Source organism: Melioribacteraceae bacterium, from assembly GCA_030584085.1.
Lineage (GTDB): Bacteria > Bacteroidota > Ignavibacteria > Ignavibacteriales > Melioribacteraceae > SURF-28.
Genome location: CP129490.1, coordinates 1,790,847 through 1,803,797, shown reverse-complemented (window position 1 = coordinate 1,803,797; position 12,951 = coordinate 1,790,847). Strand labels below are relative to the sequence as shown.

Below are 12,951 nucleotides of genomic sequence, written 5' to 3'. Positions count from 1 at the left end.
AAAATGATTACCTAATTAGTAACAAAAAAACTCTTCAAATGATGTTTAACTTTTTCATCAAAATAATTTGTCAAAATATCTTTGATATCCTTTTCGGTTATGGCGGTTAAGCATTTTTCAACTAACTTTTGAGTTTCCTCAAAAGAAATATTTCTAATAATCTGTTTAGTAACGGGAATAAGTGCTGGAGAAACACTGAGCGAATCGAGTCCCAACCCGATTAACAATGGAATTGCTATTTGATCGGATGCCATTTCACCGCAGATACTAACAAACACATCGTTTTGCTTACCTTCTTTTATAATAAAATCAATTGTTCTTACAACAGATGGATGAAATTCTTGATATAAACTCGAGACAATTTCATTTCCTCTATCTACGGCAAGTAAATATTGAATTAAATCATTCGTACCAATCGAGAAAAATGAAACTTCTTTTGCAAATTCATGTGCTAGAACTGCAGCGGATGGAACTTCAATCATTATACCGAGTTCTATATCGTTATCAAATTTATGTCCTTCTTTCTTAAGTTCAGCCTTGCATCCTTCCATAATTTTTTTTGTTTCACGCACTTCTACAAGCGATGCAATCATCGGTAACATTACTTTAATATTTTTATGTATGCTAGCTCTGAGGATCGCCCGCAACTGAGTTTTGAATAATTCCCTATTATCCAGTAAAAATCTTATTCCTCGCCATCCTAAAAACGGATTTGCTTCTTTAACATCAACCGGTAAAATTTTATCGCCGCCAATATCAAGTACTCTAATGATTGCGATATCAGGGTATATATTTTCCGAAATTTGCTTATACCATTCCAATTGTACTTCTTCAGTGGGGAATTGGTCCATTTCTTCGAATATTTGTTCTGTTCTTACAAGACCGATTCCATTAGCACCATTTTGAACGATTAAATCAATTTCTTCCGTTAAATCTAAATTGGCGAGCAATGATATTCTTCTGCCATCTGTTGTCTCTGCCGGAAGATCTTTTAGCTTGGAAAGTTCTGCATCGTATAAATTGAGATTCTTTATTCTCTTTTTGTAATAAGACAGTTGTTCATCGGTTGGAGCAACAACTACTTCGCCTCTGTAACCATCTACAATAATTGTATCGCCATCGTTAATTTTTGCCGTAGCATCATGCAAACCAAGCACAGCAGGTATATGAAGGGATCTTGCCACAATTGCGGCATGAGAAGTTAATCCGCCAAAGTTAGTGACATAGCCTTTTACATTTGCTCTTGAAAATAAAACTGTATCAGCCGGGGTTATATTATCTGTAACGACTATGACATCATTAGTAATCTTTGATTTCCATTTCTTCTTTTTGATGTTTCTGATGATTCTGTTTTTAATATCATCTATATCTTGTGAACGCTCTTTCATGTATGGTTCGTTAACTTGATCCATCATGCGTTGATACTTAGAAATTTCATCGTAAACAATATATTCTGAAGTGCGTTTCTCGTCTCTTATTCTTTTCTTAATTGTATCAATAAGAACCGGATCATCTAAAATCATTATTTGTGCTTCAAAAATTGCGGCTCTTTTTTCACCAAGTTTATCGATCGCCAATCCAAATACTTTTTTAAGTTCCTTGCGTGAAGATTCAAGTGATTCTTCCAGAATAGTTATAGCTTCTTCCACATTTTCAATTGTGTCGGAATTAATAGATTCTTTTTCTTTTTTGAATAAATATGCGGGAGCAATTGTGATGCCGGGTGCAGCGGGAAGTCCTTTGTAAATATTTGATTTTTCTTTTTGCATAGTTTACATCTCGTCGAATCCTCGTTCAAAATAGGCTAATATTTCTTTAGATGCTTCTTCTTCATCAGGACCTTCAAACGTTAAAATTAATGATGATCCTTTCTCAGCAGCTAATGTCATTACACCAATAATGCTTTTTCCGTTTATATGCAAACCGTCTTTGTTAATAAAAAACTCAGACTTAAATTGAGCAGCAAGTTTAACTATTGTTGCCGCTGGTCTTGTATGAAGTCCGGCATTGTTAATTATTTTAACTTCTTTTTCTATCATTAATTAATTCTATCGACTAATTTATGAGTAAGCCAGAATAATATTTCTCTTGCTTCTGAATCCTTAACTTTACCAACGCATTTTAATGCATTTTTTGAAAACTTTCTAATTTCTTTTTTGGTGTCTTCGATAACGCCAAACTTTTCATAAATTTCACGATATTTGGCAACTTGATTCTTTTTAATCCCTTTGTTATCAATAACCTTTTGAAGTAGTTTTCTATCCTCCCCTTTTGACTTCTCTAATGCCTTAAGAAATAGAAATGTTTTCTTGCCCTCAACTAAATCACCGCCGACAGTTTTGCCAAATTTTTTTTCATCTCCAAAGATATCCAATAGATCGTCTTGCAGTTGAAAAGCTAAACCAAGATTTCTTCCGTAACTAGCCAAATTATTCACTTCACTTTTACTTCCTCCGACAATTTTCGCACCTATATAACAACACATTTCGGCAAGTGCTGCAGTTTTCTTTTGAATCATTAGCAAATACTCGTCAATTGTTACATTCTTTTTTAACTCAAAGTCTTTATCGTAGCTTTGTCCTTCGCAAATTTCAATAATACCTTGTGTGAAATGATTTACAATTTCGTTTACATTGTTTTTACAATCTTTAGTTAAATATAAATACGCAACTGCCATTAAATTATCGCCTGCAAGAATTGCAGTATTTTCATCATACTTTTTATGAAGACTCGCTCTACCGCGGCGAATATCAGCATTATCCATTATATCGTCATGAATTAAAGTAAAGTTATGAAGAATTTCTACCGCAAGTGCTGCATTGTAAACATCATTAACTTTACCTCCAACAGCTTTTGCAGCCATCATAACTAAAAATGGTCTTAATCTTTTTCCGCCGGATTCTAAAGCATAAGTGCATGGATCATATAAAGATTTAGGAAGTGATTTAATGAATGCTTCTCTTAGTTTCTTCTCAACTTTTAAGATCTCGTTTTTGTAGTAATTTGAAATTTGCTTTTCAGTCATTTTTGCCGTCAATATAATTCTGATTTTTTAATTAATTTTTGTTTAGAAAGTGCTTTTATATTTTTTGATCCTGTCAAATACATTATTTTTCTAACTTCCTTGAACCAATCATCTATTAATTTGATTGTGCCGTCAACTCCGGATTTCAATATACTTTGAAGAAGAGGTCTGGCAGATGCCGCAATATCTGCACCGAGTGCAATTGATTTTGCGATTTCAATACCGCTATAAATACCGCCCGATGATATTAAAGTAAAACTATACTTTTTCTTTAATGTGTTTACTTCACGCAAACAATATGAAGTCGGCAATCCCCAGTTTCTAAAATATTCGTCTTGTTGTTTGTTCCTTTTTAATTCTACTTGTGACCAGCTTGTACCTCCGGCGCCAGCAACATCAATTCCCTCTACCCCAACTTCTAACAATTGCTTTGCTGATTTTCTACTAATTCCCGATCCAACTTCTTTTACAATTATTGGCACTTTTAATTTATTGACCAGAATCTCAATACGCTTTAACAATCCGGTAAAATTTGGTTCGCCGGATTTTTGCAATACTTCTTGTAATGGATTAACATGAATCACTAAAGCAGAAGCCTCCACAAGATCAACAATTTTTTGAAATGGTTTAATCTCTTTAATAGAAGCAACTTGAGCAGCTCCAATATTAGCAAGAATGGGAACATCCTTTGCATTCTTTTTAACAGTAGCATAAGTAGTATGATAATCGTCTGATTCTAAAGCTTGTCTCTGACTACCAACACCAATCGGGATATTTAATTGATTTACAACTATGGCTAATGACTCATTAATTTTTTCAGCTTCTGAAGTTCCGCCGGTCATACATGAAATAAGAAATGGGTAACTAATTTTATGACCAAAGAATTTTGTTGTGAGATCAATTTTATCGAATTGGACTTCAGTTATTGCATTGTGTTCAAAGTAGTAATTTTCTAAACCGTTGGTAAGATATGAGAAACCGACGTCATCATTAAGACAAAGCTGGATATGATCCTTTTTGCGTTGGATGGTTTCCTTTTTTTGATCGGGCATAATTAAGTAAAATCCCTCAGTAAATTGCCTTTGCTATCAAATAGTCTGTCAACTTTCACTTCTTTGCGAACTGAATTTATTAATATAATTCTTTTTGAATTAATTAATTGCTGGATATTTATATGTTGTTCTTGAATTGATTTATTGTCCAACATAAATTGTCTATAACATCCGTTTAATATTCCGGCATTAATTGGTGGAGTGATTGTAGCATTATTAAACTCGACTAAAATATTTGTAATGCACCCTTCGGCAAGCTGCTCTTTTTCATTGAAGAATATCGTTTCGAAAAATCCATTTTTTCGCCCAACTCGAAGCTCCCTTTCGTATAATTCTCTATTAGTTGTCTTAAAGAACTGATATTTATTATGTGAATCAATTTTTTTATCCGATATTCTCAAATCGACTGTTTCAGAATTTGGTGAAATTATTTCGTTAGTTATTGTAATATTTCCCCATTTTGAAAGCGATAATCGAATTTTATACAATTTATTTTTGTCTAAACTGTAAATATGCTTTGAGAGTTCACTTCTAACAAATTTTTCATCATAATTAAACAAAAAATATTGTGAGGCATCCTTTAATCTATATAGATGATTTTCAAATAGAAATATCACGCCATCTTCAAGAAGCATTGTTTCAAAGAGTTCAAAATATTTCGTTGATTGAGTTAGGAAATTTGACTTCAATAATACTTCTTCATATTCAAGTTCAGGGTCGCTATCCCAAACTACCCCGCTTCCAATGCCTAATTCACCTTTCATACTTGATTTATTAATATCGAGTGTTCTAATAGCAACATTTGTAATTGAATGATTCTTGTTAAACATTCCAATTAATCCGGTATAAACTCCTCGTTTGGATTTTTCAAGTTCGTGAATAATTTCCATCGTCCGCAACTTTGGAGCACCGGTAATTGAACCGCTTGGGAATAGATTCTTAATTATTTCTGAAATTGAATTTGTTTTTAGCTTTCCAACAATCTCTGAAGTTAACTGAAAAACCGACTCATATTTTTCCAATTTGTATTTATTTTTAACCTCTACGCTTCCGTACTCACAAATTTTACCTATATCATTTCTCAGTAAATCGACAATCATAATATTTTCCGCACGATCTTTTGCGCTATCAAGTAACATCGATTGATTTATTTCATCAGCGTGTGTATTTATTCCTCTGGCAATCGTTCCCTTCATTGGTTTTACTTTTATATTATGATCGATTAGCTCTAAAAATAATTCGGGTGAAGAGGAGACTATTATTCGATCATCGAGATTCATAATTGCAGTATATTCAGCGGATTGCGAAAATATTAATTGCGCAAATAATTCTTCAATCTTGGACGTTAATTTGAAACTTCCTTTAACTGTATAATTAACTTGGTAGGTGTCCCCTTCTTTGATGTATTTTTTTATTTTCTCTACATTTTTTATGTACTCTTGTTTGGAAGTATTAATTTTAAAATCACTAATTATTTTCTTCCCGATTAGTTTCGAAAAACCAGAATAATCTATTTCAGTACTTTTAATGATTTCTATCGAACTCGAATCACAAAATGAAAAATGCAATAACGGTTTTTCAGATTCTGTTGAATAGTGCTCCAATCTTTGCTCTAATAAATATCCCAGTTCATATTCGATATAACCGAAAGCAGTAAGATCTAAACTTATTAGTTCATCTATTTTAGCAAATCCAAAGTTCAATTCATCGGGTGAGTAAATTTTTACTTCTTCGGAAACATTTTTGAAAAGATAAGATTGAGCATTTTTATAAATCGGTGGTGTGTAGAAGAATGCGGAATTAGGTTTATCTACAATGTATTTAATGATTTCGAATAATTTCATACGCAATTTTTATATGGATTTTCAAATTTACAAAATATTGGGCATTAATAATTTTTTAGCTAATTTTGACGAATTCGAATGCATATTTACGGAAATTAAATGAATAAACCCCGCCTCAGTTTTTGGCAAATTTGGAATATGAGTTTCGGTTTTTTAGGAATTCAATTCGGGTTTGCTCTGCAAAATGCAAATGTTTCCAGAATTTTTGAAACTCTAGGTGCAAATATTGATGAGATTCCGATACTTTGGATTGCTGCGCCAGTAACAGGCCTAATCGTTCAACCCATAATTGGGCATATGAGCGATAAAACTTGGAACAGACTTGGCAGAAGAAGACCATTTTTCTTAATTGGTGCAATTCTGGCTTCTATTGCTTTATTCATAATGCCAAACTCACCTGTGTTGTGGGTTGCTGCCGGTATGCTTTGGATTATGGATGCTTCAATAAATATCTCGATGGAACCATTTAGAGCTTTTGTCGGTGATATGCTTCCTTCCGAACAAAGAACTCTTGGTTTTTCAATGCAAAGTTTTTTTATCGGAACCGGAGCAGTTGTTGCTTCCGCGTTACCATATGTCATGACAAACTGGTTTGGTATAAGTAATACAGCAGAAGCCGGAGCTATTCCCGATTCTGTAAAATTCTCGTTTTATATCGGCGGCGCAATTTTCTTTTTGGCAGTGTTATGGACAGTGATAAGTTCAAAAGAATACTCTCCCGAGCAATTGGCTGAATTCGAAAAAGCTAATGAATCTAAATACGATAATCTTGAACGGAACGAAGTAACTTCTCCGGAAAAACAAATACGATATGGTGTTATCTGGTTTTTGATATGCGCAATTTTGTTTGCAATTTTTGAACTGTTTATATATATGGACTACGGATTATTAGTGTTTTTCGGTGGTGGTGCTGTTTTCGGATTAATACAAATTGTAAGCGGATTTCTTACTAAAAGTGGAAATACAACAAGTGGTTTGGTTTCGGTTATAAACGATTTATATCACATGCCGAAAACTATGATTCAACTTTCTTATGTGCAGTTCTTTTCATGGTTTGCACTTTTTGCAATGTGGATTTATACAACACCGGCTGTTACACGTCACATTTATAATACAACTGATCCAACTTCCTTCGATTATAATCAAGGTGCCGATTGGGTTGGAGTGTTAATGGCAGTTTATAATGGTTTTGCAGCCATAATGGCATTCTTATTAATTTGGTTGGCAAAAAAACTTACCCGTAAATCTGTTCACGCAATAAGTTTGATCTGCGGTGGTTTGGGATTAGTTTCGTTTTATTTTATTACCAATCCCGACTTGCTAATAATTTCCGAACTTGGTATCGGCTTAGCTTGGGCGTCAATCTTAGCGATGCCATATGCAATTTTAACCGGTTCACTTCCGGCTAAAAAAATGGGTGTATATATGGGAATTTTTAATTTCTTTATTGTCATCCCGCAAATAACCGCGGCTGCAATATTAGGTTTTTTTGTTAAGAATCTATTTGATGGTCATGCGATTTATGCTCTAGTATTGGGTGGAATTTCAATGTTTATCGCAGCATTATTAGTTATTAGAGTAAAGGATGTTGATTAAATTATAATTCTGAAGGTATAATGAAGATAATTAGTTTTGAAGGGATAGACGGAACCGGTAAGACAACGCAAATTCAATTGTTGAATGATTATTTAACATCCGAAGGATATAAAGTTAACGTAAGATCCTATCCGGTTTATGAATCTTTTTTCGGTAAGGAAATAGGAATTCATTTAAGCAGCAAGGATATTAAACATAATATAGATGCACGATCTATGGCTCTTTGGTATGCTATGGATAGATGGAAAGATAGAAAAGATTTTATTGAAACTGATCGTGATACCGAAATTTTACTTCTAAATCGTTATACACTTTCAAACATGGTTTATCAAGTTATTAGAGCCGGTGAATCGGAAAACTTAGCCAATTGGGTTGAAAATCTTGAACATAATATTCTTGGGCTTCCCCGTCCCGATCTTTATCTTATTTTTGACTTGCCTTTTGAATTGGCATTAAAGAATAATGAAGGAAAAGGGAAAAGAGATTATATCGATAGTGAAGTGGATAAATATGAACGCGACGTTAAATTGCAAACTCAGGCTCGTGAGCTATATTCTCGTTTCGCAAAAGATAAAGATAATGCGGTTGTTATAGAATGTTTTGATAATGAAAAAATGCTCCCGGTTGAGAGCATTTTTGAAAAAGTAAAATTAAGCGTTAATAAAATTATCAATACTTGATTATAATCATATCGACTGAGTAGGGATCGAGATCGGCACTTTGTTCTTGACTAAAGTCTGATAGAGATAAACGTATTTCACGAGGATTTTTACTGACTTGTTCAGTCCAAGAAATTATTTCTTCAATAACTTCATCTCCTAAATTATCTTTTTCGACTTTTTTCTTCCAACCTTTTGTTAAACACTTATCAATATTATCTGTTGTTTCCTTAAATGATTTTTCTGCTTCTACTTTATTATCCCCTTGATAAAAGGACGCATTGTAAGATGGATCATCACCGTTTATAAATGAATCTATGGCACCTTTAATTTGATAAAGATTTCTTGATGACGGTACAGTTTGAGGGAAAATGAAATACGCATTTGAATGAGCAAGTAAATACTTTAATCCGGTGCAAAAATCTGCTGTAGAACTTAAGAACAGAGAGGCGGAATCTGCAAATGCAGTTTGCAATAAGTAGTCACCTCTTGAGATGCTGTCACCAACAACATATAATACCCATTCACCGGATTCGGGAACTTTAAACCCCAGAGTAACAAAATCTTCTCCTTTTGCAGAAACTTGCTGATACTTTTTCTCTTGGGGAGTCACTACAATAAGAGATGGGCTGAATTCATTTGAATAAACAATAAAATGAACTCTTTCACCTTTATTCAACTGCATCTGGTAACCATCATATCTTCCAAAATCCGACCGGTAAAGATCTTTGGAAGTTAACTCGCCTTCTGTTTTTTGATAATCAACATAGAATTCTTGAGAATAAAAAGAAGCGAATAGTATAAATATCATTACAATTATTTTGTTCTTCATTTCGATTCCTTTTTATATTGATTCTTGTGGTTCTTGATCTTCTTTAACCATAAACCAGAGAATTGCAGAAATTGCAAGTGTTACAGCACTAATGATAAAGATTAGACTTTTATCCGGTGCGGAACTTACGGCTTGTCCGACTCCAAAACTTGCAACAAGTTGAGGAAGCACAACAGCTAAATTGAACAATCCCATAAATAAACCCATTTGAGATTGATCGACCTTCTGTGACATGATTGCAAAAGGCAAACTGATTGTAGCCGCCCAGCCTACACCTAATATTCCCATCATTATGTATATAATTATTGGAGTAAACCCAAAGAATAACATTCCCGTATAACCAACAGCCATTATAGCAATACAGGCAGCATGTGTCTTAACTCTACCGATTTTTCTTGTGATTGGTTCTAAAACAAATGCAGGCAATATCGCTCCAACCGCGTTTAGAATTAGAAAACTTATTGTGACAACTTTCCCCATTTCAATTTGTATTGCCGGGGCTATTTCCATACCCGTCTGATATCCATAAACTTTATATTGTACATAAGCAAACATGTAAACAAACATTGTTTGAATACCGAGCCAAGTAAATGAATGTGCGGCAAGCACTTTTTTGAATCCAATAATTCCTCTTTGCTTCTTTGTTAATCCATCAGTTTTTGCGAGTATGACGGTTATTATAAAATATAACGTAATTACAAGACATATAATTTCAACATAATAATTATCCATATGGAAATTTATTAATCTAGCAGTAAGTGCATAGACCGCATAAATTAAAAATCCCCACAATGGTTTGATGTTATTTAAAATTTCAATCGGTGAAGAATTATTTGTGGGAATGTCATTCGGTTCATCATCTTCGGATTTTTTAAGTTCCCTTGGTTCTTCAATAAAGAACGGTGGAATAATTGAAAGTACTAAAACTAAGAATACTCCAAAGTAAATCAGTACATAATTATCCCAAACAGCGCCGATTACATATGCTAGAACTCCGAATGTTCCGGATATTGTTTGCATCCAAGCATAACCTTTTGTTCTTTCAACCCCTTCCGGTGTAACATCTGCAATGATTGATCTAGTTGGATTGAAACTAATATTAATTGCTAAATCAAGTGTAAGTGCAACCGCAATTGCAACTCCAAGAATTCCTTCAATTCCCATAGAAGTTGATATTACATCAATATTAGGGAGAGCAAGTAACATCAATGCTGCTAAAAATCCACCAATAAAAATGAATGGTCTTCTTCTTCCCTTCCAAAACCAAACTTTATCACTTATCAAACCGATAATAACTTGTCCAAGAATGCCGGCAATTGGACCGGCAGCCCAAACAAGTCCTACATCATGAATTTCTAATCCATATTGAGTGCTAAGAATCCAGCTTAGAGCGGCAATTTGAATCGATAGTGCGAATCCCATTGCAGTTGCCGGAAGTGCGAGTAATGCATAAAAAACATTAGAGAGTTTCTTTTGGATTTCCAACATGTTTATCTCACTGAAAAATTAATGGACTTAATTTAATAAATAAATTCTTGCCGTTTTAGCAGGAAGAATTAAATTTCCATTTTCATTTAAAGAAATCATTTCACCACTTTGTAATTCTTCAAAAGTTGATTGAGAGTTAAATTCACTTGTCATTCTTTTTAGTTCAACTTCATATTCTTCATCATTATTGTTAATTGCTATCATAATTTTTTCGTCGTCTTTCATCTTGAAATAAACATATGTCTCATCATAGGGAGCATATTGTATCATCTTTCCGGTTGAAAGCGATTTGTATTCTTTACGAAGTTCCAAAAGCTTCTTTGTGAAACAATAAATTTCATTTTCTAAATCAGTTCTGCCTTCTTTTGTAAATGCGTCTCGTTCATCATTCGTGAAACCGCCTGGAAAAGGTTTTCTTATTCTTCCGTGATGATCACCTTCATTAATTCCTATTTCGGATCCATAAAATATTTGAGGAATACCTCTTGATGTTAAGAGAATAGTGAGCGCTATTTTATACTTATCAACATCTCCATTTGCGATGTACATTCCTCTATCAATATCATGATTATCAATGAATGTCATGAGATTATCAATATCTCTGTATAGATAATCCATTGCGAAGGTCTTGTAAAAATCATACAAACCGGCTTTTCCGCTTAAATATCTGTAAAATGAATCACGTAAACCAAAATCGAGAAGAGCCGGGAGATTTGTTTCAAAATTTTCGCGGACTTTAGAATTTTTCTGGAATCCCGCCAAGAATGCCGGTTCACCGGTCCAAACCTCACCAACTATATTAAAATTTGGATACTCATCTAAAATTGCCTTAGCCCAATCCGACATAAATTTTTGATTTGCATATGGGTATGTATCCTCTCTGATTCCATCAATTCCGGCATATTCAATCCACCATAACATATTCTGAATTAAATACTTTGCTAAAAATGAATTAGCTTGATTAAGATCAACCATATAATTAGTAAACCAACCCTTTTCATTAAACGATCTTGCATTTTCATTAGTGTGTATATCTACAATCGATGGTTTATCATGATTCGCTCTTTCATGTTCACCGACTTTACCGTTTATCCAACTTTCAAATGGGAGATTTTCAACCCACTCGTGATTAATGCCAATATGGTTAGCAACATGATCATAAATAACTTTTATTCCCTTTTCTTTTGCGGATTTAACCAGTTCTTTGTAAAGTTCATTAGACCCAAACCGTTCGTCAACTTTGTAAAGATTTGTTGCTGCATAACCGTGATAACTCATGTACATGTCGTTTTCTAAGAATGGAGTCAACCAAATTGCGGTGAATCCCAATTCTTTTATATAATCAAGTTTTTCAATCACACCTTGCAAATCACCGCCATGTCTTCCGTTTAATTCTCGATATTTAAATTCGTCTCTAGAAATTGCGAGAGTATCATTTGTCGGATCACCATTATTAAATCGGTCGGTAAATATTAAATAAACCACATCTTCATTTGTGAATCCTAGGTGTTCTTCCGGAGCAAATTCTCTTTCATGAATTGGATAATCCCATTCAATAACTTTATCATTCTGATCGAATAGCAATTTATAAGTACCTTCTTCGGCTGAAGGTTTTATTTGTAAATCGACAAAAACATATTTATCGCTTTCGGATTCATGAACGTTTAACACTTCGATGAAATCGGAACTGCTTTTTACATCAATATCTTTTAAATTTTCGCCATAAACCATTATTTGCAGAGTATCCCACTTCATCCCGATCCACCAATTTGGCGGTTCTATTTTGTCAATTGTAAAATTTTGAGCTATTGCTTGTTGAGTAATTAAAATGAGAGTAAAAACTAAGATTGGAAAAAACCTTTTCATAATTCCCTTTTATTTATAAAGTTTGGTTAAAAGATAATGTTTTTATTTATTTCTTTCCTTAAAGAAGATTTTGACACATTATTTTAACATATATTGTATTTTAGCAAGTTCATTTTAGATAAATTTACAAATGACAGAAACTGTAAACGAAAAAAATATCACCGTTAACCGTAAAGCGAGACATGAATTTACAATTCTTCATTCAGTTGAAGTTGGAATTGTATTGGTTGGTACTGAGGTTAAATCTCTGAGACAAGGTAAAATTAATTTAACCGATAGTTATGCCACTATTAAAGATGGTGAAGTTTGGTTGATCAATTCACATATAAATGTTTATGATCACGGGAATATTAATAATCATGATCCGCTTAGAAAACGAAAATTATTGTTGAATAGAAGTGAAATCAGAAAATTAGAGAAATCCGTTAATGAAAAAGGTAATACACTTATACCACTTAGATTTTACTTTAAAGGAGGACGTGTAAAAGTTGAGTTAGGAATTGTAAAAGGAAAAAAGCTTTATGATAAGCGTCAAGATATCGCAAAGAAAGACGCTGAAAGAGAACTAGACAGAAAATTAAAATATTAA

At 33.4% G+C, this 12,951-nt stretch carries 11 protein-coding genes; 3 read left to right on the top strand and 8 right to left on the bottom strand.

Annotated features, from left to right (window positions below):
• Window positions 1-11 precede the first annotated feature (11 nt).
• From ptsP to pabB, 5 genes are read right to left on the bottom strand one after another with little or no spacing between them, the layout of a single operon-like run.
• Complete coding sequence (ptsP, locus tag QY331_08280) at window positions 12-1,769, bottom strand: phosphoenolpyruvate--protein phosphotransferase (GenBank protein WKZ71240.1); 1,758 nt, start codon at window positions 1,767-1,769, stop codon at window positions 12-14.
• 3 nt (window positions 1,770-1,772) lie between these two features.
• The gene (locus tag QY331_08275; protein WKZ71239.1) at window positions 1,773-2,039 is read right to left on the bottom strand and encodes an HPr family phosphocarrier protein; all 267 of its coding nucleotides are present in this window, start codon (window positions 2,037-2,039) and stop codon (window positions 1,773-1,775) included.
• Window positions 2,039-3,025, bottom strand: a complete 987-nt coding sequence (locus QY331_08270; protein WKZ71238.1) for a polyprenyl synthetase family protein — start codon at window positions 3,023-3,025, stop codon at window positions 2,039-2,041. The genes QY331_08275 and QY331_08270 overlap by 1 nt, the downstream gene beginning before the upstream one ends.
• Window positions 3,026-3,033: 8 nt before the next feature.
• The gene (gene fni / locus QY331_08265; GenBank protein WKZ71237.1) at window positions 3,034-4,077 is read right to left on the bottom strand and encodes a type 2 isopentenyl-diphosphate Delta-isomerase; all 1,044 of its coding nucleotides are present in this window, start codon (window positions 4,075-4,077) and stop codon (window positions 3,034-3,036) included.
• Between the two features lie 2 nt (window positions 4,078-4,079).
• On the bottom strand, window positions 4,080-5,921 hold the full coding sequence (pabB, locus tag QY331_08260; protein ID WKZ71236.1) for an aminodeoxychorismate synthase component I: 1,842 nt from the start codon (window positions 5,919-5,921) through the stop codon (window positions 4,080-4,082).
• Window positions 5,922-6,020: 99 nt separating this feature from the next.
• Here pabB and QY331_08255 point away from each other — a divergent pair, with 99 nt between their 5' ends.
• Window positions 6,021-7,517, top strand: a complete 1,497-nt coding sequence (locus QY331_08255; GenBank protein WKZ71235.1) for an MFS transporter — start codon at window positions 6,021-6,023, stop codon at window positions 7,515-7,517.
• A gap of 20 nt (window positions 7,518-7,537) precedes the next feature.
• Window positions 7,538-8,197, top strand: coding sequence for a dTMP kinase (gene tmk / locus QY331_08250; protein ID WKZ71234.1), 660 nt, complete (start codon window positions 7,538-7,540; stop codon window positions 8,195-8,197).
• On the opposite strand, the gene QY331_08245 is transcribed toward tmk, so the two are convergent.
• The 3 genes from QY331_08245 to QY331_08235 are packed head-to-tail and all read right to left on the bottom strand — an operon-like array spanning window position 8,187 to window position 12,362.
• Entirely contained in the window at window positions 8,187-9,008 is an 822-nt protein-coding gene (locus QY331_08245) for a hypothetical protein (protein ID WKZ71233.1), read from the bottom strand. The two genes, tmk and QY331_08245, sit on opposite strands and share 11 nt — an antisense overlap.
• A 12-nt stretch (window positions 9,009-9,020) precedes the next feature.
• Complete coding sequence (locus QY331_08240) at window positions 9,021-10,496, bottom strand: MFS transporter (protein WKZ71232.1); 1,476 nt, start codon at window positions 10,494-10,496, stop codon at window positions 9,021-9,023.
• 27 nt (window positions 10,497-10,523) lie between these two features.
• Window positions 10,524-12,362, bottom strand: a complete 1,839-nt coding sequence (locus tag QY331_08235) for an alpha-amylase family glycosyl hydrolase (GenBank protein ID WKZ71231.1) — start codon at window positions 12,360-12,362, stop codon at window positions 10,524-10,526.
• Between the two features lie 130 nt (window positions 12,363-12,492).
• Between QY331_08235 and smpB the strand changes: the two genes are divergently transcribed.
• Window positions 12,493-12,951, top strand: a complete 459-nt coding sequence (smpB, locus tag QY331_08230; protein ID WKZ71230.1) for an SsrA-binding protein SmpB — start codon at window positions 12,493-12,495, stop codon at window positions 12,949-12,951.

Bases quoted from the DNA above. Each gene is read 5' to 3' on its own strand.
- QY331_08245 (WKZ71233.1), bottom strand. From the start codon at position 9,008: ATGAAGAACAAAATAATTGTAATGATATTTATACTATTCGCTTCTTTT.
- smpB (WKZ71230.1), top strand. From the start codon at position 12,493: ATGACAGAAACTGTAAACGAAAAAAATATCACCGTTAACCGTAAAGCG.
- QY331_08275 (WKZ71239.1), bottom strand. From the start codon at position 2,039: ATGATAGAAAAAGAAGTTAAAATAATTAACAATGCCGGACTTCATACA.
- tmk (WKZ71234.1), top strand. From the start codon at position 7,538: ATGAAGATAATTAGTTTTGAAGGGATAGACGGAACCGGTAAGACAACG.
- ptsP (WKZ71240.1), bottom strand. From the start codon at position 1,769: ATGCAAAAAGAAAAATCAAATATTTACAAAGGACTTCCCGCTGCACCC.
- fni (WKZ71237.1), bottom strand. From the start codon at position 4,077: ATGCCCGATCAAAAAAAGGAAACCATCCAACGCAAAAAGGATCATATC.
- QY331_08235 (WKZ71231.1), bottom strand. From the start codon at position 12,362: ATGAAAAGGTTTTTTCCAATCTTAGTTTTTACTCTCATTTTAATTACT.
- QY331_08270 (WKZ71238.1), bottom strand. From the start codon at position 3,025: ATGACTGAAAAGCAAATTTCAAATTACTACAAAAACGAGATCTTAAAA.
- pabB (WKZ71236.1), bottom strand. From the start codon at position 5,921: ATGAAATTATTCGAAATCATTAAATACATTGTAGATAAACCTAATTCC.
- QY331_08255 (WKZ71235.1), top strand. From the start codon at position 6,021: ATGAATAAACCCCGCCTCAGTTTTTGGCAAATTTGGAATATGAGTTTC.
- QY331_08240 (WKZ71232.1), bottom strand. From the start codon at position 10,496: ATGTTGGAAATCCAAAAGAAACTCTCTAATGTTTTTTATGCATTACTC.